This is a genomic window from Pseudomonas sp. NY11955 (genome assembly GCF_048068035.1).
Classification (GTDB): domain Bacteria; phylum Pseudomonadota; class Gammaproteobacteria; order Pseudomonadales; family Pseudomonadaceae; genus Aquipseudomonas.
Map to the genome: position 1 here is coordinate 34,683 of NZ_JBLUPS010000008.1, position 21,303 is coordinate 55,985.

The window sequence follows — 21,303 nt, forward strand, 5'->3', positions numbered from 1 at the left end:
GCGCCTTTGCAGTGATATAGGGTCAAGTCATGGGTTCGGGCCAGGTGACTGGGCGCATTCCACGAGCCAGTCGATCAACACCTGTAGGCGTTTGGGCATCGGGTCATGATGCGGGTAGACCAGGTAGTAGCCATAGTTGGGGGTGTCGACGAAACCACCGAACGGCAGGACCAGTTCACCTTGCGCAATGCGCTCTCTGACCAGTTGTTCCCGGCCGATCGCGACGCCTGTGTGATTCAACGCCGCGAGCGTGCAAAGGTCGGAGCGATCGAAGGTGAGGAAGCGGCGCGCAAGGCCGATACCCGCACCTGTGGTGTTGGCCCAGAGCTGCCATTCGGCATCGAATGCAGCGTTGTCCCAGGCTGCCACGTCATGCAGTGTGGTGCATTGAGCCAGCAGGTGCGGGCCACCGGCCAATGCATGAGTCTGCGCGTATTGGGGGGAGCACACGGGGGCGATCCGCTCGTTCATCAAGTGGATGCTCTGCAACCCAGGGTGATGGCCATCCGAATAACAGAGGACCAGGTCGATCTTGCGCGTGCGGTAATCGATGCTCTCGTTGCCTACCCTGATATCCAGCTGGATATCAGGGTAGCGGGCGGTGAATTGCGCCAGCCGCGGCACCAGCCAGCACTGCGCCACCGACGGGCGTACATACAACGTCAGTTGGCCGGCGATCTCGCTGTGAGCGCGTTCCTGCACGGCCTCGCTGAGCTCATCCATGGTCCGTTGCATGACCGCGAACAGGCGCTCGCCATCTTCGGTGAGGCTGACCTTGCGCGGCATGCGATGGAACAGCTTGAGCGCCAGCTCATCCTCCAGCCGGTTGATGCGATGGCTCACGGCACTGGCTGTCAGGCACAGTTCATTGGCCGCGCGCGAGAAGCTCAAGTGCCGTGCGGCCACCAGAAAGACATGCAGGCTGCCCAGGTGCGAGCCATTGAGCTTCACGGCGGCGCCGGGCTTTTTCATCGTTCGATCCTGCGCAGTTCGCTGATTGTGGTCACACGCTTGCCTGCATGCTGCGCCCTTTGGCCAGGTAGGCATTGAACTCATCTTCCGGCACCATGCTGCCACCGGTTCCCCAGACCAGGTGGGTGGCCTGTTGCAGCTGGGCGGGGGTGAAGCCCTGACGCGCCAGGTACTCGTCCGCTTGCAGGACCCGTAGCATACCGGGTACGCCGGCCAGGGCCGAAGGTTCCAGTTTGACCTTGTCCTGCTCATGGGCGATGACCATCAGGCGGTACAGTTCTTCGTCGGTCACGGTGTAGTAACCATCGATCAGCCGCTGCATGGCTTTGCCGACGAACCCTGATGGGCGCCCGACCGCCAGGCCGTCGGCGGCGGTGATGTTGTCGATGCCGAAGTCCTGCACGCTGGTTTCATCGTGCAGGCCGGTGTACACGCCCAGCAACATGCAAGGGGAGTGGGTGGGTTCGGCAAACACACAGTGCACCGCATCGCCGAATACCAGCTTCAACCCGAACGCTACGCCGCCAGGGCCGCCCCCGACACCGCAGGGCAGGTAGACGAACAACGGGTGCTCTGCGTCCACCTGGATGCCGGCCTGGCGGAACTGGCTGGCCAGCCGCTCGGCGGCGACGGCATAGCCCAGGAACAGCTGTGGCGAGTTCTCGTCATCGACGAAATAGCAGCTTGGGTCGGCTGCCGCCTGCTGGCGCCCTTGCTCGACCGCAACGCTGTAGTCGGATGCGTGCTCGACCACGGTTACGCCGTTGGCGCGCAGCTTGTCCTTTTTCCACTGCCTGGCGTCGGACGACATGTGCACGCTCACCTGGAAGCCCAGCTTCGCGCTCATGATGCCAATCGATAAACCCAGGTTACCGGTCGAGCCCACGGCAATCTTGTACTGGCCAAAGAAGGTGCGCGCCTGCTCGCTTGCCAGCTGGGCGTAGTCATCCGCGGGCGTGATCAGGCCGGCCGCCAGGGCCAGGTCTTCGGCATGCTTGAGTACCTCGTGAATACCCCCACGGGCCTTGATCGAGCCGGAAACAGGCAAGTCGCTGTCTGCCTTGAGCCACAGGCTGCCGGCGTTGTGCAATGCGCCTTGCTCGATCAGCCGCTGGCGCAGCTGCGGCAACGGAGCGATGTGCGACTCGATGATGCCGCCGGCTGGCGCCGTTTCGGGGAAGACGGTTGCCAGGTAGGGCGCAAACCGCTGCAAGCGTGCGCTCGCCGCTTGCACGTCGGCAGCCGTGAGGCCCACGTCGTGCAGGGCTTCCGAGGCCTTGGCGATACCTGGGTTGAACCAGCTGGTTTGTTTCAGGGCCACCAGGTCGGCGATGATCGGGTGGCTTTGTTGCCAGGCTTCCAGGGTTTTTCCGTGAATCATGATTTCACCTGTTGTGCAGTCTTTGCAGAGTAGATCAGACAATTTTCGAAAGGAGCAGGGTCAGGCACAGGGCGACGACCGAGGCCAGCACCGTAGCGGCTGTGAATTTCTTCAGCGCATCGCTCAGGGACAGGCCCAGGTACTCCTTGACCACCCAGAACGCCGAATCGGTGATGTGGGTCCAGCCGATGGCGCCGGCACCGATCGCGATCACCAGGATTTCCCGGTTGTATTCGGGGTGTTGGCCCAGTACTGGCATTACCATGCCGGCGGCGCTGATCATCGCCACCGTGGCCGAACCGACGGCGAAGTGCATGATCCCGGCGATCAGCCAGGCGAGGATGATCGGGTTGAGCTGGGTTTGGTTAAGCACGTCGGACAGCGCTTTGCCAATGCCGCTACCCACCAGCATGTCGTTGAAGGCGCCGCCGGCACCGATGATCAGCAGAATGCCTGCCAAGGGCGGGAAGCAACGCTGGGTCAGGTTGAGCAACTGCGCCATGTCCAGGCCACGACGCAGGCCCAATGCCCAGTAGGCGAACACCACCGACAGCGCCAGGGCGATCAAAGGGTTGCCAACGAAGGCCACCCACTCGTACAGCGCGGTGCCCTTGGTCAGCACCGTGATTGCCAAGGTTTTGCCGACCATCAGCAGCAGCGGCAGCAGTACGGTGGCCAAGGTGATAGCGAAGGCCGGCAGCGGTTGGTCATCGACCTGGGTATCGCTACGTGCCGACAGGAAGGCCTGTTGCGCTTGTGTTGCGCCACGCTGGCAGGCGAAGCGTACCCAGAGGGGGCCGGCGATGATGGCAGTGGGCAAGCCGACGATCAGACCGTACAGGATGACAGTACCGATGTCGGCATTGAGCATGCCGGTAATCGCCGTGGCGGCCGGGTGCGGTGGCAGAATGCAGTGCACCACCATCAGCGAGGTGGCCAGGGGCACGCCGAGGTACAGCATGCTGATGCGGGTTTGCCGGGCGACCACATAGATCAGCGGAATCAGCAGCACGAAGCCGACTTCGAAAAACACCGGGATCCCGGCGATGAAACCTACGAGCATCATTGCCCACGAAGCATTGCGTTCGCCCAGCAGGTTCAGCAGCGTGGTGGCGATGCGCCTGGCCCCACCCGACTCCTCCAGCAGTTTACCGAGGATACTGCCCAGGCCGATGATGCCGGCAAGAAAACCCAGCGTGCTGCCCATGCCTTTCTCGAAGGCGGCGACCATGGCCGTTGGCGGCATGCCGGTGCCGATGCCCACCACCAGGCTTGCGGCCAGCAGCGCCAGAAAAGGGTGGACCTTGAGTTTGCTGATCATGACCACGATCAGCAGTATTGCAGTGCCCAGGACGATTAATGAGAACGTTGGAGTCATGGTGTGGTTATCTCTATCGCTGATCGCTTCCGTGCGAGCTTCTTGTTGGTTTCCAACCATTAGATTTCAGCGACTTGATCGACTCAAACGATCACTCCTCACCGCACAGGTGAGCCCATGTCATGCATGGCGTCAGCGCTCAATGGCGCGCCGACCGGGCGCAATTCAAGGCGGCCAGCGCGATCGCCAGCGCCGCCCCGGCGTAGGCCCAGATGGCTGGCACCTGCGGCAGCAGCACACCCGCCAGCATCGGCCCGAGCCCCGCACCAATGTCACGCCATACGGCGTTGCCGGCCAGCGCCTGGATGCGTTGTTGCGGGTTGCGCAGGGCCACCAGCGTCATCACCAGCGGCAGTTGCAGGGCGCGTAGCACCAGCACGAAGAAGGCGCCGATGAACAGCCAGTGGCTGGCGAACAGCAGCAGTGCCAGCGAGGTTGCCAGTGACAGCGCAACCAGCATGCGCAGCGGCCCGAAGCGGTCGGCCAGGCGCCCGCCGAAGGGGCTGAAGAGCATTTCGCTCAGGTAGCGCACCGCCATCAGCACACCCGCTGCCAGCACGCCGGACTCACCCAGGTGGGTTTGTGCGTAAAGCGAGAGGCCGAAGATGAACAAGCCGTCCAGGGTCACCCCTTCGATGAAGGACCAGGTAGCGATGCTGTCGGGCAGGCGCAGGCGCCGGCCCCCGCGGCTGGCGATCGCGTGGCCAGTGCTGGGCAGGGCTCGCGCACGCCACAGCCCGAACAGAGCACCGATGCAGAGCACGAAGAACACGCTGCGCGGGCCGTAGGCCTGTGCCATCAGCGCACCCAGCGGCAAGGCCAGCATTGGCCCGATGGAGATGCTCGCCCGCGAGCGCCCCGCGCGGCGGGCCGCCCCCTGTGCCTCAGCGGTAGCGAGCGTTTGGGTGCTGAGGTTGAACGTGGCGAAGCACAGGCCCCAGACCAGGCGCAGCACCAGTAGCGCGGCGAAACCGGTCAGCATCGCATTGCCCAGTGCGCACACGGCGGCGGCGAAGGCTGCGAGGCTGCACGCTGCGCGGTCACCCTGGCGGGCATAGAAGCGCACGACCCAGCCGTAGCCAATGATGCGCACCAGGCGGTTGGCCGCCAGCAGCAAGCCAGCTTCGGCGAGCGTCACGCCGAAGTCGGCTGCGTACATCGGCAGCAGCAGGTAGAGCAGTACGTCACTGGGCAGGCACAGGCTGAGCACCTGGGCGGCGTTGCGCGAGTCTCGGTCGGCGCGGTGGGTTTGCACCGGAGTGGCAGCGGACGACATGACAGTCTCGTGACAGGGGTGAGCGCGCAGGATAACCCACTAAGTCTCGAAAATTGCACATTGGCGTAACGGGTGTATTGCCTGTACTGGCCTCTTCGCGGGCAAGCCCGCGAAGGGGCCGCTACAGGCAGTCGAGATTCAGAACAGCGCATTCAGCCATAAGGCGGCGCCGGCAGTTCAGCCAAGAGGGCCTTCAAGCCGTCGCTCCACTGCCTGCGAATCTGCTGGTAATAGGCATCGTCGCTGGTGATGCGTCTGCATGTGATGCTTTCCAGGCTGTTCTTGCGGTACACCAGCAAGTCCAGCGGCATGCCCACCGACAGGTTACTGCGGATGGTGGAGTCGAACGAAATCAGGCCGCAGCGCAACGCTTCATCGAGCGGCGTGCGGTAATCCAGGTTGCGGTCGAGTATTGGCCTGCCGTACTTGCTTTCACCCAGTTGCAAGAACGGGGTGTCCGCCGTGGCCTGGAAGAAATTGCCTTGTGCGTAGACGTTGTAGATGGCCATGGGGCCGCCGGCTATCTGGCCGCCGACAATGAATGAGCTGCTCAGGTCGATGCCGGCGGTAAGCTTGCTGCGGTCACGGCAGACCACCTCGCGCAGGGTGTCGGCGACCAGCACCGTCGCATCGTAGAGGGTGGCAACGTTGTGCAGGTGAGGGCCGCTGCCCTGGGTGCGCTGGCGCAGCAGGTTGACCACCGACTGCGAGGTCGCCAGGTTGCCGGCGGTCTGCAGCACGATCAACCGCTCGCCCGGCACGCGGAAGACGAACAGCTTGGCAAAGGTGGAGATCTGGTCGATGCCGGCATTGGTGCGTGAGTCGCTGATGAAGACAAGCCCGTCCTCCAGGTGCATGGCGACGCAGTAAGTCATGCGGTTTCCCTTGTATTACGTATGGAGTGGCCTTGCCGCAACCGCGCGGCAAGGCCGGCCTGCGGCAAACCTGTCACTGGCGATGCACGTGCACACTGGCCTGCATCGATTCGACGCCGCCGCCACGGCGCACGCCCCTGACCGGGCAGGCATCGAGGTAGTCCAGGCCTACTGCCAGCTTCAGGTGGCGCTCTGGGCGGGTCAGGCGGTTGGTGATGTCGAAGCTGTACCAGGCGTCGTCGATCCAGGCTTCGGCCCAGGCGTGGCTGGCCAGGTGTTGCTCGTCCTCGGTGCACAGGTAACCGGAAACGTAGCGCGCCGGCACCCCCAGGCTGCGTGCGCAAGCCAGGAAGGCGTGGGTGTGGTCCTGGCAAACCCCGGCGCCCCCGTAGAACGCTTCGATGGCGGTGGTGCCCACCGAAGTGGCCCCCGGGCTGTACGGCATGTGCTCGGCCAGGCCCTGCATCAGCCCGGTCAGTGCCGCCCGGTCGCGATGCTTGCCGCACTGCCGGGTGGCGAAGGCCTTGAGAGTGTCGTCGGCCTGAGTCAGCCGGCTGTCACGCAGGAAGGGCAGAGGTGACTGGCTCTCGGTCTCCTGCTCGCGATCCGGGTCGATTTCTACCTGGCCACTGGCTGTCAGCACAAGGTGGCCATGGGGTTTGTCCAGGGTCAGCACATGCAGGATGTTGCCATAGGGGTCGATCTGGCCCTTGACCTTGCAGGGCAGCTCCAGTTGCCATTCATCGATGCGCTGGCGTTCGCTGCTGCGCGGCGTCAAGCGCAGGAACTGAATGCTGTTGCACACATCGCTGGCATAGCTGTAGGTGGTGTCATGGCGGATGGACAGTTTCATACGACCTCCAGGTAGGAGTGATGGACGGCCTGGCCCAGTTGGTTGATGCGGCCGATGAAGTCGCTCAGCCATGGGTGCAGCCCGGCGTCGAGGATTTCGTCGATGGCGGTGTAGCGCAGGCGGGCGTTCAGTTCGGCGGCCATGCGTTGGGCGGCGCGCCCGCTGCTGCCGGGCAGGCCGGCCAGGATCAGGTCCAGTTCCTCGATGCAGGCATGCAGCGAGCGCGGCACGTCCACCCGCAACAGCAGCAGTTCGGACACTGGCCGGGCACTGGGCGCGGCGCGATAGAGCTCGTTGAAGGCTTCATACGAGGTCAGCGCGCGCAGCAAGGCGCTCCACTGGTAATAGCCACGGGCGGAATCGTCGCTGACTTCTTCGGAGGCTTCGCCGAACATTTCGTAGCGCGCATCGAGCAGGCGCAGGGTGTTGTCCGCCCGTTCCAGGAAGGTGCCCAGGCGGATGAAGCTGTAGGCGTCGTTGCGCATGATGGTGCCGGAGGTTGCGCCGCGGAACAGGTGCGAGCGCTCCTTGACCCAGTCGCAGAACTGGCTGATGCCGTAGCGGCCAAGGCCATTGCTGGCGATGTTGCGCATTTCGATCCAGGTGGCGTTGATGTTCTCCCACATGTCGGCGGTGATCCGCCCGCGCACTGCATGGGCGTTGGTCCTGGCGGCCTGCAGGCAGCAATAGATGCTGCTGGGGTTGGTCGCGTCGAGGGCGAAGAAGTGCAGCATGCGCTCGGTGTCGAGCTCGGTGTGCCGGCGGATGTAGTCGTCCAGCGTGCCAGAGGCCAGCAGTGACATCGCCAGCTCGGCATGGCCGTCGCTGCGCCCGGCCTGGGGCATGAGCGACAGCGAGTAGCTGACCTCGAGCATGCGCGCGAGGTTTTCCGCGCGTTCCAGGTAACGGGACATCCAGTACAGGTCGGAAGCGGTTCGCGAAAGCATGGTTCAGTCCTCCACCACCCAGGTGTCCTTGGTACCGCCGCCTTGCGACGAATTGACCACCAGCGAGCCCTCTGTCAGCGCCACGCGGGTCAGGCCGCCGGGCACCAGGCGCGTTTCGCTGCCCGATAGCACGAATGGGCGCAGATCGATATGGCGCGGCGCGATGCCGTTGTCGACGAAGGTTGGGCAGGTCGACAGGCACAAGGTGGGTTGGGCGATATAGGCATGCGGGCGCGCCTTGATGCGGGCACGGAAGTCCTCGATCTGGGCGGCAGTCGAAGCCGGCCCGACCAACATGCCATAGCCGCCGGAGCCTTGGGTTTCCTTGACCACCAGTTCGGGCAGGTGGGCCAGCACATGGGACAGGTCCGCAGGCTTGCGGCACTGCCAGGTCGGTACGTTGTTGAGGATCGGCGCTTCGCTCAGGTAGAAGCGGATCATGTCGTCGACATACGGGTAGATCGACTTGTCGTCGGCCACGCCCGTGCCGACGGCGTTGGCCAGTACCACATTGCCGGCGCGGTACACCGAGATCAGCCCGGGTACGCCCAGTGTCGATTCCGGGTTGAAAGACAGCGGGTCGAGGTAGTCGTCGTCCAGGCGCCGGTAGATCACGTCCACTTGCTGAGGGCCGGCCGTGGTGCGCATGTAGACATGCTCGTCACGCACGAACAGGTCGGCGCCTTCGACCAGCTCGATGCCCATTTCCCGGGCCAGGAAGGCATGCTCGAAGTAGGCGCTGTTGAAACGGCCAGGGGTGAGCAACACGGCAGTGGGGTTGTCCAGCGGGCTGGCGCTCTTGAGCGTGTCCAGCAGCAGGTTGGGGTAGTGGTCGATGGGCGCGATCCGCTGGGCGGCGAACAGTTCGGGGAACAGGCGCATCATCATCTTGCGGTCTTCGAGCATGTAGCTGACGCCGCTGGGGGTGCGCAGGTTGTCTTCCAGCACGAAATAGCTGCCATCGCCGTCACGCACCAGGTCGACACCGGCGATATGGGCATACAGCCCACGGTGCAAGTCCAGGCCCTGCATGGCGATCTGGTAGCCTTCGTTGGCCAGAACTTGTTCTGGCGGGATGATACCGGCCTTGAGGATGCGCTGGTCGTGGTAGATATCCTGCAGGAACAGGTTCAGCGCCTGGACCCGCTGGATACAGCCACGCTCGACCGTGCGCCACTCGCTGGCGCGGATGCTGCGCGGGATGATGTCGAAGGGGATCAGGCGCTCGGTGTCCTGCTTGTCGCCGTACAAGGTGAAGGTGATGCCGGCCCGGTGAAACAGCAGGTCGGCCTCGCGTCGTCGCTGCTCCAGCAGTTCCAGCGGGGTGTTGGCCAGCCAGCGGGCGAACTCCTGGTAATGCGGGCGGCAATTGCCGTTCGCTTCGTACATTTCATTGAAAAAAGCCCGGGACATACCCACTCCTTGCCGCCGTCGCCGGCAGCTTCATTGCGGTTCATCTGCGTTTTTCAGGGTGCTGCCTTGCTGGGGTAAGTGGGTGCTGTGTCTCGCGTGAGCCTCGGTTGCGGTTGCTTGCCTGTGTGTTGGGCACAAACAGCCTTTGCAATGAAAGTGCCGGAAATGCTTGGCGGCTCTGGGAGTGAGGAAAATGGGGGCACAGCGGCTGTGCGCTGTCTGGCCGACGCATCAAAAAAGGGCGGTTTTGAAGCGGGCAGGGATTTCGACCCAAGATGGGGCGGGTCAATGGTGGGCGGGAGACGGTGTGAAGTTTTCCAGGTGCATGTCTTGGGGTTGAAGGGGGGGCGTATATCGAGCGCCGCCCGCGCGGCGCATCGCGAGCAAGCTCGCTCCTACATTTGTTTCGGGCCAGTATCGCCTGTGCCAGGCGCGCGCGACCGCCTTGTTTGCACGACGCGATATCGAGCCATGCGCCAAGGCGTTCGCGCGCAAATCCCCCAGGAATAATTGGCCCGAAACAAATGTAGGAGCGAGCTTGCTCGCGATGCGCCGCGCGGGCGGCGCTCGATCGTATACGCGCTGAACATCTCAAGGCGAACGCCGCGGCCCTCAAAGGCAGGCGTAAACCACCAGTTCCACCAGCATCTCCTCGCGGGCCAACCCCGCCACCACGATCGCCGCGCGGTTAGGGTAAGGGGCCCGGAAGTAATCGGCATACAGGCTGTTGACGGTGGCCAGGTATTGCCGGTCGGTCACGTAGATCAGCACCTGGGTCACGGCATCCAGCGAGCTGCCGGCGGCTTCCAGGGTGTGGCGCAGGTTGTCAAGTGTCTGGCGGGCCTGAGCCTCGATCCCTCCGGCAACCACCTGGCCCTGTGCATCGATGGGGATCTGCGCGGTGTAGAGCGTACCGTTGCCGACCACCGCCCATTCCAGCGGCGCCCTGGAGGCGAACAGCTCGGTCTTTATTGCATGCTTCATAGGTTGGCTTCCTGGGTGTTGAGAGGTTTCAGTCGGCATCGTTGCCACCGCCTGCGCCATGCCGGCGTGAGGCATCACTGCTTTCGACGAGGATGTGCTCGGCCAACTGCTTGAGCCGCTGCCAGGTGTGTTCGTTGACGGTAAAACCCTGCTGCAGTGTGCGCTGCGGGCTGGCTATCGCGGCAACGGTCTGGCCCGGGCGGCTGAACAGCACCGTGACGCTTTGCTCGGCCGCGTCAACGCCGCCGAGCTGGGCCTCACTGCGCAGTTCCGGGCACTGCATGCCGGCGGTGAAGTCGGCCAGGTGGCATTGGCGGGCGTCCGCCCAGCGGGCTTGCACGTGCAGCCCCTGCACCGCGGCCCGGCTCAGGTAGCCCAGCAACAGCAAGCGGTTGTGACAGTGCTGGATGCGCAGCTCTGCCTGGCCACGGCGCATGGCCTTGGCTACCGCCAGTTCCACCACCGTGGCGGCGCAGCGCAACACGCTCTGGCCCTTGGCATCGATCACCAGCAGGGCACTTTCCTCATGGCACAGGGTATACGGCTGCGCAGCTTCGGCTTGCAGATAGAGCAGGGCCTTTTCCAGCGTACCGACGCCATCGAGGCCTTGCAGTTGCAACCAGCCCACCAGTTCGGCGGCATCCTCGCAGTCACCGATGGCAAAGCCCATGCCTTCGAAAGCCTTGCGGCACATGACCTGTATTTCGTTGAGCGATACGCGCATGGTCAAAGCTCCCCTTGCGGCATGACCGCGAAATTCCAGTCGTCGGCGAACGGCTGGCCGATGTCGCTGACCAGCGGTGCGCCCTGGAACAGCGTGATACGCACCCAGCGGCTCGACTTGGGGTCGAACTTGCCAGCGCCGAAAAACGCCAGCTTGCAGCGCAGCAGGTGAATCGGCAGCATGTCCCGCGCCAGCAGATTGGCGCGTATTTCACCGTAGGTTGTCTTGGCCATGGCTTGCAGGCGGCGCACCGTGCCTTTGAACGCGGGCTGGGCGATCAGGAAGTGCGCAGTCAACGCCTGGGGCTGTAGCTGCAGGTGCTGGAGCACGGCGGCGTGGCACTGCTGGAGGTTGCGGGCGATGCCCAGCTGCATTTCTTTTTCCGCCCCGGGCTCCTCGGCGCGCATGCCCAGGCGCGGCTCCTCCTTTTCGGCCGAGCGGTACCAGAAGAAGTGCTCGGCATCCACGGCGCTGAAGTCGTAGCCCAGCGCCCAGCCGTAGTGCTGTTCGATGAGCTGGCGCAATTGCCCAAGTGGCATCTGGGCGTCCAGCTGCCAGCTTTCATTGACGCCCATGTGCTCGGCCAGTGGGTTGACCTGCTCGGGGTACAGCTCCAGCAGCAGGCTGGCCAGCAGCTCCTGGCAGCCCACCCCGGTGTGTGCCTGCGCCCAGGCCAGCAGCTGTGGCCAAAGGTTTGTGCCGACGGTTTGCGCGCCGAGCCAAGTGGCCAATAAAGCAAGCTCGGCCAAGGTTTGCCGGTTCTGCTCGTGCTGGCGCTGGTCTTCGGTCTGGGACTGGCTCAGGTGCAGGCAGGCGCGTGCCAGTAGTTGTTGCAGGCGCGCCAGCCGGTCAGGTTGTGCCGGCTGCGCCAACACCAGGGCCAGGGCGGTTTCCCGCGTACGGAGCCAGCGCTCTACCAGTTGAGGGTGGTTGATCAGGAACGGGGCCATCCCCAGCCCGGTCGCGTTGCCGACCCCCAGGTAGCGTTGCAGGGCCGGGGCCAGCGGCACTGCCTGCTGCGGGTCGAGCGCCTGGGCCATGTGGTTGATCTGCTCGATGCTGAAGTGGCGCAGCAGGTAGACCGTGAACATTTGCGCGGCGAACGGCTGGTTGAAGTCAGGGTTGTCTTGCAGGCAGCCGAAGTCGGCAATGCCGAACTTGCCGTTGCCGTAAACCGCGGTGGTGCGATACAGGTAGCCGACCTCGGCCAGTTGCTGTGGATCAGGCTGGCGACCCTCCGCCAGCGCCGCCAGAAACCGGTCGAAATTGCGCAAGCTACGGTTGGCCCGCGACAGCACCAGCACGCGGGCATCGAAGCGGCCAGCTTCCTGCAGCGGCACATTGCGCTGCAGGTCGGCCAGTTGCAGCGCATCGACATCGCCATTGACCAGTACGAAGCTGACGTCCCATTGGTCGGCGATGACTCGGTCGCTGCGCTTCTCCGGCGGCAGGTAGGCCGAGAAGATCACGCAGTGGTAATGGCCATGCGGCGTGTCGATGCGGTAGATCGCGGTGCCGAAGCCTTGGGCGTCGAGGTCGAAACGGCTGCGTCGTATCTGCCAGTGCTGCAGCATCATCCGCCGCATGCTGCTGCGCACGAAGCTGAGCGGGCTCTGGAAGTGGCTGCCCAGCCGGGCCAGGTCCATGACCTGGCTGGCAGGGCGCAACGCGGGTGTTGCAGGCACGCTGTTGGGCATTGTTGTTGTACCTGGATGGATCATGTTCAGACGCCTTGTTCACGGGCCATGTGCCGGGCGATGCGTACGGCATCCCACAACGCTGGCAGGATCACCAGCGACACGGGCACCGCGGTGATGACAATGAAGGACTGCAGGGCCGTCACGCCGCCTGCGCCAATGGTGATCAGCACCACCGCCGCCAGGCCCATGCCGATGGCCCAGAAACCGCACAACCATTTCTTTGGTTTATCGTTGCTGGACATCGCCAGGGCAACGGTGAAGGCCATGGCATCGCCATTGGTGGCCACCGAGATGAAGCTCAGGAACAGGAACAGCGCACTGATCAGGCCGCCCAGTGGCAGGTTCTGCGTAACGCCCAGCAGCAGGTCCTCGGGCTGGGCGCCATGGGCGGTGACGATGCCTGGGGTTTGCAGTTCCATGCCGATACCGGTGCCGCCAACCACGGTGAACCAGAACATGGTCACCAGCGGCGCGATGATCGACAGGGTCATGATGATCTCGCGTATGGTGCGGCCCCGCGAGATCCGCGCGACGTACAGCGCCACCATGGGCGCGTAGCCGATGAACCAGCCCCAGTAGAACACTGTCCACCAGTCCAGCCACTTGGGGTCGGCGCGGAATAGCGTCATCGGGATGAAGTGTTCCACATGCAGGGCGAAGGCCGCCGGGAAACCGCCGAGGATGAACAGCGTCGGCCCGAACACCACCATGAACACGGCCAGGCCGATCATCAGCCAGACGTTGATTTCGCTGACGAAACGGATGCCTTTGAGGCCTACCAGGCAAGAGGCGGTGTACATCGCCGTGACCAGGACAATGGTTAGCGACTGGGTGACGATATCGTTGGGCAAGCCCCACACCGCATGCATGGCGCTGCTGATCTGCAGGCCGAGAAAGCCGATCGGGCCGATGGTGCCAGCCACCACGGCGATGATCGAGCTGGCATCGGCCAGGGTGCCGATCGGGCCTTTGAGCGCCCGCTCGCCGAACAGGGGGTACAGCAGGGTGCGCGGCGCCAGCGGCAGGCCTTTGTCGTAGTGCAGGTGCATCAGCACGATCGCCAGCAGGCTGCCTAGCACGGCCCAGGCCAGAAAGCCCCAGTGCACGAACGATTGCGCCAGTGCCGCGGTGGCCGCCGCTTCGCTGTGCGCTTGCAGGCCGGCGAAGAAGGGGGGTGGGCTGGCAAAGTGCATCAAGGGTTCGGCGGCGGCCCAGAAGGCACCGCCACCCGTCAGCAGGGCGCACATGATGACGGCGATCCAGTTGAAGGTGCTGATGTCCGGGCGCTGGGTGACGCCGCCCAGGCGCACGCGCCCGCATTTGGAAAAGCCGATGCACAGGCTGATGGCGAAGGTTGCCAGCATCAGCACTTGCCAGTAGAGGCCAAAGGCCTTGGTCGACCAGGCGAACAGGGTGTTGACCAGCGCCGACACGCTGTCGATGTCGATCAGCGCCGCCAGCAGGAATGCGCCGAGGAACCCGCCGCTGATCAGGAACAGTGGCCAGTCGATGTCGCGTGCCAGTGGCAGGCCCATGGCCTGGTCTTCAGCCTGCAGGGTGGTTGGGTTTTTCATGAAGCCTCCGGAACCTGCGATTGTTGTTATTGTTGATGCTGTCCGTGCAAGGGGCTAGGCCTGAGCCGTGGTGGCCGTCTCCAGCAGGCGCAACCAGTTCAGCCCCATGATGTTGGCCACGTCCTGTTCGGCAAAGCCACGGGCGCGCAGGCCCCGGGCGATGTTGCAAAAGTCGCGGCTGTCGCGGAACCACTGCAAGGGTGCCGGCCAGTTGGCGTTGTCCTTGGAGCCTTCGCCGTAGTCCTTGTCCTTGCTCCAGCGGCCGTTGCGCATCCACTCCAGCACAGCCAGCGGTTGCGCCTGGCACAGGTCGGTGCCGATGCCGATATGTTCCACACCCATCAGGTCGGCGGTGCGCGCGACCATGTCGCAGAAGCTTTCCAGGCTGCAGTCCGAGGCACCCTTGAGGTGGAACGGGTAGGTGCTGAAGCCCAGCAGCCCGCCGGACGCTGCGATCCCGCGGAGCACCGCATCGGACTTGTTGCGCTTGGCGGCGTGGAAGCTGGCCGGGTTGGCGTGGGAGATGATCACCGGTCGGCTCGACAGCTCGATGGCCTCCAGCGTGCTGCGCTCGGCGCTATGGGACATGTCGATGAGCATGCCGACGCGGTTCATTTCGGCGATCACCTGGCGGCCGAAGCGGCTGATGCCGTTGTCCTCACGCTCATAGCAGCCGCTGGCCAGCAGGCTTTGGTTGTTGTAGGTCAGTTGCATGACGAACACCCCGAGCTGGCGGAAGACTTCCACCAGGGCAATGTCGTCCTCGATCGGCGAGCAGTTCTGGAAGCCGAAGAAGATCCCCACGCGGCCTTCCTCGTGGGCCAGGCGGATGTCGCCGGCCGTGCGCACCGGGCGGATCAGCTCGGGCCAGGTCTCGAAGCGGCGGTTCCATTCGCCCAGGCGCGACAGGGTTTCGCGGGCGTTTTCGTGGTAGGCGATGGTGGCGTGTACCGCGCTCAGGCCACCGGCCTGCATCTGCCGGAATATTTCCGGGCTCCAGTTGGAGTACTGCAGGCCGTCGATCATCAAGAGGTCGTGCATGGCGGGTATTCCTTCAGGGCCGCAGGTAGGTGGTCTTGACCACGGTGTAGAAGTCGCGGGCGTACTGGCCCTGCTCCCGAGGGCCGAAGCTGGAGGCTTTGCGGCCGCCGAACGGCACGTGGTAATCGGTGCCGGCAGTGGGCAGGTTGACCATCACGCAGCCGGTCTGGGCGCGGCGCTTGAAGTGGCTGGCGTGGCGCAGCGACTGGGTAATGATGCCGGCGGTGAGGCCGTATTCGGTGTCGTTGAGCGTGGCCAGCGCCTCGTCGAAGTCGCGCACGCGGATCACGCAGGCGATGGGGCCAAACACTTCCTCGCGGTTGATGCGCATGTCGTTGCGGCTGTCGATGAACAGCGCAGGGCGCATGTAGTAGCCATCGGTGTCCAGGTGCAGGCGTTCGCCGCCCTCGATCAGGGTGGCGCCTTCGGCCTGTGCCAGTTGCAGGTAGGCCAGGTTCTGTTCCAGCTGGCGTGCATCGGCCACCGGGCCGATCTGCACGCCGGCCTCCAGGGCATGGCCGACTTTGAGCTGGCGCATGCGCAGGCGCAGGGCCTCGACGAATCGGTCGTGGATGGCGTCGCAGACGATCAGCCGCGAGGACGCCGTGCACTTCTGGCCAGTGCCAAAGAAGGCGCCGTTGAGCGCGCATTCCACGGCCAGTTCGAGGTCGGCGTCGTCCATGACCACCAGGGCATTCTTGCTGCCCATTTCCAGCTGGCAGCGCACCAGGTTACCGGCGGTGGCAACCGCTACGCGCCGGCCGGTCTGCAGCGAGCCGGTGAAGGTCAGGGCATCGATGTCGGCGGACTGCGCCAAGGCTTCGCCGACGTCGGCGCCGCTGCCCATTACCAGGTTGAAGGTGCCGTTGGGCAAGCCCTGGCGACTGATGATTTCGGTGAGTGCCCAGGCGCTGGCCGGCACCAGGTTGGCTGGTTTGAACACCACGGCGTTGCCGAAGGCTAGGGCCGGGGCGATTTTCCAGGCGGCGGTGGCCATGGGGAAATTCCATGGGGTAATGATGCCCACCACGCCCACCGGTTCGCGATGCACTTCAATGTCCACCCCAGGGCGCACCGAGGCAGCCGTCTCGCCCATCTGGCGCAGCACTTCGGCGGCGTAGTAGTGGAAGAACTGACCGCTGCGGTTGACCTCGCCAATGCCTTCGGCCAGGGGCTTGCCTTCCTCTCGCGCAAGCAGCGCGCCAAGTTCTTCCTTGCGGGCGATCAGTTCGTCGCCAATGGCCATCAGCACTTGCTGGCGGTATTCCAAGCCGCTGGCGGCCCACAGGGGTTGTGCGGCGCGTGCGGCCTGAATGGCCTGGCGGGCCTGTTCGGCACTGGCCTGATGGTACTCGCCGATTAGGTCGGTGGTGTCCGAAGGGCTGTAGTTGCCCAAGGTGGCGTGGCCTTCGCACCACTGGCCATCAATGTAGTTGTTGTAGGTCTTGTGTGACATGGATGAACGCCTCTGTTTGCATGGCAATCATCATGCGAGCAATATGCAGCAAATAAAAATTAATAAAAAAAATGCTTTGATAAGGAATGCTAACCATGTTGCCCGAGCTGAAGATCGCCCAGTTGCGCTACTTTGTGCTGGTCGCTGAACTCAAGAGCTTTCACGCGGCCGCTCGCCAGGCCTTTCGCACCCAGCCGGCGATTTCCCTGGCGGTGCGTGAGTTGGAGCAGAAGCTGGGCCAGGCGCTGGTGGAGAAGGGCGGTGGCCGGGTAGAGCTGACGCCATTCGGCGAGCACTGCCTGCCGTTGTTTCGCGGCTTGATCGAGCACCATGACCGAATCGCCCGTGAAGCCACGCTGCTGGCGCGTCATGAAATCGGCCAGGTCAGCATCGCCACCGTGCCGTCCGTGGCCAGCCGCATGCTGCCGGGGCCGCTGGCCCGCTTTGTGGCGGCGCACCCGAACGTGCAGGTGAGCATCCAGGACGGTACTGCCGAGCGCGTGCAGCAGCTGCTGACCCAGGGGCAAGTGGATTTCGGCATCAGCAGCCTGTGGGTGGAGGATGACCAGCTCGATTTCGACCCGATCGTCAACGATCAGGTGGGCGTGGTGTGCCGTAGCGACCACCCTCTGGCCCTGGCAGGTAAAGCCTTGCACTGGGCGCAGTTGCAGGGCGTGCCGATGGTTCGCAACGGCACCTCGCAGTTGCTTGCCGGCACCGAGGCCGAAGGTTTGCTGGCGCACAGCCGGCTGTTCGTATCCAACATGATTTCATTGATCGCCATGCTGGAGGAGGGCGTGGGGATCAGCACCTTGCCTTACCTGGCCTTTCCGCAGGAGAACGACAAGCTGGCTTTCGTGCCGCTGGTGGAGCCCAAGGTAGAGCGGCATATCGGCATGCTGACCCGCAGGGGCCGCAGCTTGTCACCTGCGGCGGGGGCGTTGATGGCGTTTCTTCGCGTGCAGTTGGCGAAGGCTTGACTGATCATGGCGCACCGGGCTGGCTGGTGCAGGCCGCCAGGTCTTCGAGGAAGGCCTGCAGGATGGGCGGCCGCGACACGCCGCGCCGGGTCACCACCTCGAAGGGTGAGCTAAGGTCCAGCGTGCTGGCCCCCAGGCGGCGCATTTCGCCGGTCTTGACCCATTGCTCGGCAAAGTGCACGGGCAAAAAGCCGATATACGCCCCGGAAATGATCAGGATCGCCGCCGCCTCGATGTTCTCCACCGTCGCATCGGCCTTGCTGATGCCCAACTGCTCCAGGTCGTACTGCTGCATGTAGCCGCGCACCACGATACGGCTCTGGCGCACGTCTTCCATCAACCGGCCGTTGCCCGCGTTGCTGGCGAACAGTGGGTGGCGCCGGCCGCAGTACAGGCCAAGCGCCTCGTCATACAGTGGTAGGTAGGACAGCCCGGCAACCCGCAAGGGAAAGTGGCCGATGGCCAGGTGCAGCCTGCCGTCCAGCACGCGTTCTTCGAGCTCCGCCGGGGCGCCGATGTAGATGTGCAGGGGGGCATCATGCCCGCGTGAAACGAAGCGTTGGGTGGTGCGCGGCAGCGGCGAGACGGGGTCGGTCAGGGTGGAGTCGATGATGCCCAGGTTGAGCTTGCCGCTGATGTGCTGCTTGAGCACGTCGGCGTCCAGGCAAAAGCTCTCCACGGCGCTGAGCAGGCGCAGGGTCGCTTCATGGATCGCCACCCCTTGCTCGGTCAGGCGAAAGCCGCTTCGCCCGCGCTGGCACAGCTTGACCCCCAGGCGGGTTTCCAGGTGCGACATCTGTTCGCTGATGGTCGATTGGCCGGCATTGAGCGCTGCTTGCGCCGCGGAAAAACCGCCGCACCGGACGATAGTGGTGAATACCCTGAGCAGCTTCAGGTCGACATCGTGGAGCTGTATCACCGTAGCCTCCCGGCCGAGCCTCACATCGCCAGTGCTGATATGAGCGCCCGTGTATTGTTCTTGTCGCGCAAGCTAAACATGAGTGCCTCGCCACTGCAATGCCTGGCCTCGCCTGGCCTCGCTGCTTGCCAATACATCGGGCCGGGGCGATGTATGTATCTGCACTTGCGCATTTTTCCCCGCCAACCCGGTTGCCATAGTGGCTGCAACGGTGGTCGAGCAGTCGCCCCGTCTCCTGACATAGAACAACAAGTGGAGAAAGCAGAACATGGCAAAGCACGGTTACGAGTCTGGCCGTCTGAACCTGCCCTTCGTCGGCCATTGCACCTTCGCCAAGGCGCCGGTGTGCACCGACTGGGCGGCAATCGACGCGGATGTGGCGATTTTGGGCGCACCCAACGACATGGGCACCCAGTGGCGTTCAGGGGCGCGTTTTGGGCCGCGCGGCATTCGCGAGGCATCGACCTTGTTTTCGTTTGGCCACGCCGGTGCATACGACTTCGAAGATGACGCCACTTACCTGACCGAAGACCAGGTGCGCATGGTCGATGTGGGCGACGCCGACATCGTGCATACCGACATGGCCAGCAGTAACGCCAACATCGAGTCGGCCGTGCGGCAGATTCTTGCGGCGGGGGCGATGCCGGTGGTGCTGGGCGGTGACCACTCGGTGCATGCCCCGGCGATCAAGGCGTTCGAAGGCCATGGGCCGATCCACATCGTGCATTTCGACGCCCACTTGGATTTCGTCGACGAGCGTCACGGCGTGCGCTACGGCCATGGCAGCCCGCTGCGCCGCGCATCGGAACTGGAGCACATTGTCGGCATGACCCAGATGGGCATTCGCAACGTGTCCTCATCCAACCGCGACGACTACGACGCCGCGCGTGACGCCGGTTCGCAGATTCTTTCCGTACGTGACGTCCGCCGGCTGGGCTGCGCGGGCGTGCTGGCGAAAATCCCGGAAGGGCGCAACTACTACATCACCATCGACATCGACGGCTTCGACCCGTCCATCGCCCCGGGCACTGGCACGCCGAGCCATGGCGGATTCTTGTACTACGAAGTGCTGGAGATCATCCAGGCCCTGGCCCGGCGCAGCCATGGCCGCATCGTCGGCATGGACCTGGTCGAAGTGGCCCCGGCTTACGACCCCACCGGCATGACCTCGATCCTCGCTGCGCAACTGCTGATGAACAGCATCGGCTTCATCTTCCACGCGCGCGCCAAAGCACGCTGACCCGGAGACTGTACTGTGGACAACAAGGTTAAAGCCTACTTGCAGGCCTTTGGTGTTTCCGAGGCGACCCAGCGTTTTCTCAGCAAGCCGCAGCGCATGTTCATCGGCGGTGCCTGGCTGGAGGCCAGCGACGGTGGCAGTGCCGAAGTGATCGAGCCCTCCACCGAAGGGGTGCTGACGCGCATCCCCATGGGCACCGCGGATGACCTAGACCGCGCGGTGCGTGCCGCACGCGCGCAGTACGATGGCGGCGCCTGGCGCCAGCTCAAACCGCTGGAGCGTGAGCGCCTGATCCATCGCCTGGCCGACCTGATTGAAACCCACGGCGACGAACTGGCGCAGATCGAAGCCATCGACATGGGCAAGTCGGTGGTGCAGGCGCGTGCCGTCGACATCCAGGGCACGGTCGATACCCTGCGCTATTTCGCGGGTTGGGCCAGCAAGATCCACGGCCGCACGGTCGAGCCTTCGCTGCCAGGCAACTACCTGGCGTACACCCGCAAGGAAGCGGTGGGGGTGGTCGGTGCCATCGTGCCGTGGAACTTCCCCCTGCAGACCATGGCCTGGAAGCTGGGCGCGGCGTTGGCCACCGGCTGCACCGTGGTGGTCAAGCCGGCAGAGCTGACCTCGCTGTCGGCGCTGCGCTTCGCCGAACTGGTACAGGCGGCGGGCATTCCAGATGGAGTGGTGAACATCGTGACTGGGCGCGGCAGCGTGGTCGGCCAGGCGATGTCGAGCCACCCAGGCATCGACAAGCTGAGCTTTACCGGCTCTACCCCAGTGGGTTGTGCGGTGGGCAAGACGGCAATGGACCAGATGAAGCGCCTTACCCTCGAACTGGGTGGCAAGTCGCCGGTGATCGTGTTTGCCGACGCGGATATCGAGGCGGCGGCGCAAGCCGTGGCCAATGGGGTGTTCTTCAACTCCGGGCAGGTGTGCGACGCCGGTACCCGTGCTTATGTCGAGCGCAGTGTCTACCCGGCATTTCTCGACGCGCTGGCACGCTACACGGCGACCTTGAAGATTGCCCCGGGGCTGGACCCCGACTGCTTCATCAGCCCCATGGTGTCGCAACAGCAGCAGCAACGGGTACTGGACTATATCGCCCTGGGCAAGGCCGAAGGCGCCCAGGTGCACTACGGTGGCGAGCCGCTCGACGGCCCGGGGTTCTACGTGCAGCCGACGATCTTCGCCCACTGCCGCAATGACATGCGCATCGTCAACGAGGAAATCTTCGGCCCGGTGCTGGTTACCCAGCCGTTCGATAGCCAGGAAGAGGCACTGCAGCTTGCCAACGACTCGCTGTTCGGCCTGGCAGCGGCGATCTATTCCAACGACCTTGGCAAGGTGCACGGGCTGATCCCGCAACTGCGCGCCGGTACCGTGTACGTCAATGCCCACAGCACCCTTGACCCGGCCATGCCGTTCGGTGGCTACAAGCAGTCGGGCTATGGCAAGGACCTGGGTGCGGAACAATTGGAGTTTCTGCTGGAGACCAAGGCAGTCTGGATCACCTTGCCCTGAGGTTCAGGGCCTACCTGCGTCGCTGAGGTTTGGCGAGCGACGCAGGTTCAATCAAGCATCGAATTT

General features: G+C 64.1%; 18 protein-coding genes. 3 read left to right on the plus strand and 15 right to left on the minus strand.

Translation table 11 applies throughout. The features are described 5' to 3' along the window. Positions 1–27 precede the first annotated feature (27 nt). The 14 genes from dsdC to ACNFBR_RS16335 form a co-directional block, all read right to left on the minus strand. Positions 28–972: a DNA-binding transcriptional regulator DsdC gene (gene dsdC / locus ACNFBR_RS16270; protein WP_416735860.1), complete on the minus strand. Its 945-nt coding sequence runs from the start codon at positions 970–972 to the stop codon at positions 28–30. 31 nt (positions 973–1,003) lie between these two features. Further along, complete coding sequence (locus ACNFBR_RS16275; RefSeq protein ID WP_416735861.1) at positions 1,004–2,353, minus strand: D-serine ammonia-lyase; 1,350 nt, start codon at positions 2,351–2,353, stop codon at positions 1,004–1,006. A 34-nt stretch (positions 2,354–2,387) separates the two neighbouring features. Next, positions 2,388–3,731, minus strand: a complete 1,344-nt coding sequence (locus ACNFBR_RS16280; RefSeq protein WP_416735862.1) for a gluconate:H+ symporter — start codon at positions 3,729–3,731, stop codon at positions 2,388–2,390. Positions 3,732–3,870: 139 nt separating this feature from the next. Beyond that, a complete protein-coding gene (locus ACNFBR_RS16285; RefSeq protein ID WP_416735863.1) occupies positions 3,871–5,007 on the minus strand; it encodes an MFS transporter in 1,137 nt (378 codons plus the stop codon). Positions 5,008–5,159: 152 nt separating this feature from the next. Continuing rightward, positions 5,160–5,882 (minus strand): peptidase, encoded by a 723-nt coding sequence (locus ACNFBR_RS16290; protein ID WP_416735864.1) that lies wholly within the window; start codon positions 5,880–5,882, stop codon positions 5,160–5,162. 73 nt (positions 5,883–5,955) lie between these two features. Then, a complete protein-coding gene (locus ACNFBR_RS16295) occupies positions 5,956–6,735 on the minus strand; it encodes a transglutaminase family protein (RefSeq protein WP_416735865.1) in 780 nt (259 codons plus the stop codon). Continuing rightward, positions 6,732–7,682: an alpha-E domain-containing protein gene (locus ACNFBR_RS16300; RefSeq protein WP_416735866.1), complete on the minus strand. Its 951-nt coding sequence runs from the start codon at positions 7,680–7,682 to the stop codon at positions 6,732–6,734. The genes ACNFBR_RS16295 and ACNFBR_RS16300 overlap by 4 nt, the downstream gene beginning before the upstream one ends. 3 nt (positions 7,683–7,685) lie before the next feature. Then, positions 7,686–9,095 carry a circularly permuted type 2 ATP-grasp protein gene (locus ACNFBR_RS16305; RefSeq protein WP_416735867.1) on the minus strand — a complete coding sequence of 470 codons (1,410 nt, stop codon included), beginning with the start codon at positions 9,093–9,095 and terminating at the stop codon, positions 7,686–7,688. 612 nt (positions 9,096–9,707) lie between these two features. Beyond that, complete coding sequence (locus tag ACNFBR_RS16310) at positions 9,708–10,079, minus strand: RidA family protein (RefSeq protein ID WP_416735868.1); 372 nt, start codon at positions 10,077–10,079, stop codon at positions 9,708–9,710. A gap of 28 nt (positions 10,080–10,107) precedes the next feature. Then, the gene (locus ACNFBR_RS16315) at positions 10,108–10,803 is read right to left on the minus strand and encodes a DUF3726 domain-containing protein (protein ID WP_416735869.1); all 696 of its coding nucleotides are present in this window, start codon (positions 10,801–10,803) and stop codon (positions 10,108–10,110) included. 2 nt (positions 10,804–10,805) lie between these two features. After that, positions 10,806–12,500, minus strand: coding sequence for a hypothetical protein (locus ACNFBR_RS16320; RefSeq protein WP_416735870.1), 1,695 nt, complete (start codon positions 12,498–12,500; stop codon positions 10,806–10,808). Between the two features lie 26 nt (positions 12,501–12,526). Continuing rightward, complete coding sequence (locus ACNFBR_RS16325) at positions 12,527–14,077, minus strand: BCCT family transporter (RefSeq protein ID WP_416735871.1); 1,551 nt, start codon at positions 14,075–14,077, stop codon at positions 12,527–12,529. Between the two features lie 54 nt (positions 14,078–14,131). Then, positions 14,132–15,118, minus strand: coding sequence for a dipeptidase (locus ACNFBR_RS16330; protein ID WP_416735872.1), 987 nt, complete (start codon positions 15,116–15,118; stop codon positions 14,132–14,134). Positions 15,119–15,131: 13 nt separating this feature from the next. Beyond that, positions 15,132–16,574 (minus strand): aldehyde dehydrogenase family protein, encoded by a 1,443-nt coding sequence (locus ACNFBR_RS16335; RefSeq protein ID WP_416735873.1) that lies wholly within the window; start codon positions 16,572–16,574, stop codon positions 15,132–15,134. A gap of 95 nt (positions 16,575–16,669) precedes the next feature. Between ACNFBR_RS16335 and ACNFBR_RS16340 the strand changes: the two genes are divergently transcribed. Beyond that, positions 16,670–17,554 carry a LysR substrate-binding domain-containing protein gene (locus ACNFBR_RS16340; RefSeq protein WP_416735874.1) on the plus strand — a complete coding sequence of 295 codons (885 nt, stop codon included), beginning with the start codon at positions 16,670–16,672 and terminating at the stop codon, positions 17,552–17,554. Between the two features lie 4 nt (positions 17,555–17,558). Here ACNFBR_RS16340 and ACNFBR_RS16345 read toward each other — a convergent pair whose 3' ends face one another. Further along, positions 17,559–18,473, minus strand: coding sequence for a LysR family transcriptional regulator (locus ACNFBR_RS16345; RefSeq protein ID WP_416735875.1), 915 nt, complete (start codon positions 18,471–18,473; stop codon positions 17,559–17,561). A gap of 268 nt (positions 18,474–18,741) precedes the next feature. Between ACNFBR_RS16345 and speB the strand changes: the two genes are divergently transcribed. Next, positions 18,742–19,713, plus strand: a complete 972-nt coding sequence (gene speB / locus ACNFBR_RS16350; RefSeq protein WP_416735876.1) for an agmatinase — start codon at positions 18,742–18,744, stop codon at positions 19,711–19,713. A gap of 15 nt (positions 19,714–19,728) precedes the next feature. Then, positions 19,729–21,237 (plus strand): aldehyde dehydrogenase family protein, encoded by a 1,509-nt coding sequence (locus ACNFBR_RS16355; protein WP_416735877.1) that lies wholly within the window; start codon positions 19,729–19,731, stop codon positions 21,235–21,237. Positions 21,238–21,303: the final 66 nt, after the last annotated feature.

Bases quoted from the DNA above. Each gene is read 5' to 3' on its own strand.
- dsdC (WP_416735860.1), bottom strand. From the start codon at position 972: ATGAAAAAGCCCGGCGCCGCCGTGAAGCTCAATGGCTCGCACCTGGGC.
- ACNFBR_RS16275 (WP_416735861.1), bottom strand. From the start codon at position 2,353: ATGATTCACGGAAAAACCCTGGAAGCCTGGCAACAAAGCCACCCGATC.
- ACNFBR_RS16280 (WP_416735862.1), bottom strand. From the start codon at position 3,731: ATGACTCCAACGTTCTCATTAATCGTCCTGGGCACTGCAATACTGCTG.
- ACNFBR_RS16285 (WP_416735863.1), bottom strand. From the start codon at position 5,007: ATGTCGTCCGCTGCCACTCCGGTGCAAACCCACCGCGCCGACCGAGAC.
- ACNFBR_RS16290 (WP_416735864.1), bottom strand. From the start codon at position 5,882: ATGACTTACTGCGTCGCCATGCACCTGGAGGACGGGCTTGTCTTCATC.
- ACNFBR_RS16295 (WP_416735865.1), bottom strand. From the start codon at position 6,735: ATGAAACTGTCCATCCGCCATGACACCACCTACAGCTATGCCAGCGAT.
- ACNFBR_RS16300 (WP_416735866.1), bottom strand. From the start codon at position 7,682: ATGCTTTCGCGAACCGCTTCCGACCTGTACTGGATGTCCCGTTACCTG.
- ACNFBR_RS16305 (WP_416735867.1), bottom strand. From the start codon at position 9,095: ATGTCCCGGGCTTTTTTCAATGAAATGTACGAAGCGAACGGCAATTGC.
- ACNFBR_RS16310 (WP_416735868.1), bottom strand. From the start codon at position 10,079: ATGAAGCATGCAATAAAGACCGAGCTGTTCGCCTCCAGGGCGCCGCTG.
- ACNFBR_RS16315 (WP_416735869.1), bottom strand. From the start codon at position 10,803: ATGCGCGTATCGCTCAACGAAATACAGGTCATGTGCCGCAAGGCTTTC.
- ACNFBR_RS16320 (WP_416735870.1), bottom strand. From the start codon at position 12,500: ATGCCCAACAGCGTGCCTGCAACACCCGCGTTGCGCCCTGCCAGCCAG.
- ACNFBR_RS16325 (WP_416735871.1), bottom strand. From the start codon at position 14,077: ATGAAAAACCCAACCACCCTGCAGGCTGAAGACCAGGCCATGGGCCTG.
- ACNFBR_RS16330 (WP_416735872.1), bottom strand. From the start codon at position 15,118: ATGCACGACCTCTTGATGATCGACGGCCTGCAGTACTCCAACTGGAGC.
- ACNFBR_RS16335 (WP_416735873.1), bottom strand. From the start codon at position 16,574: ATGTCACACAAGACCTACAACAACTACATTGATGGCCAGTGGTGCGAA.
- ACNFBR_RS16340 (WP_416735874.1), top strand. From the start codon at position 16,670: ATGTTGCCCGAGCTGAAGATCGCCCAGTTGCGCTACTTTGTGCTGGTC.
- speB (WP_416735876.1), top strand. From the start codon at position 18,742: ATGGCAAAGCACGGTTACGAGTCTGGCCGTCTGAACCTGCCCTTCGTC.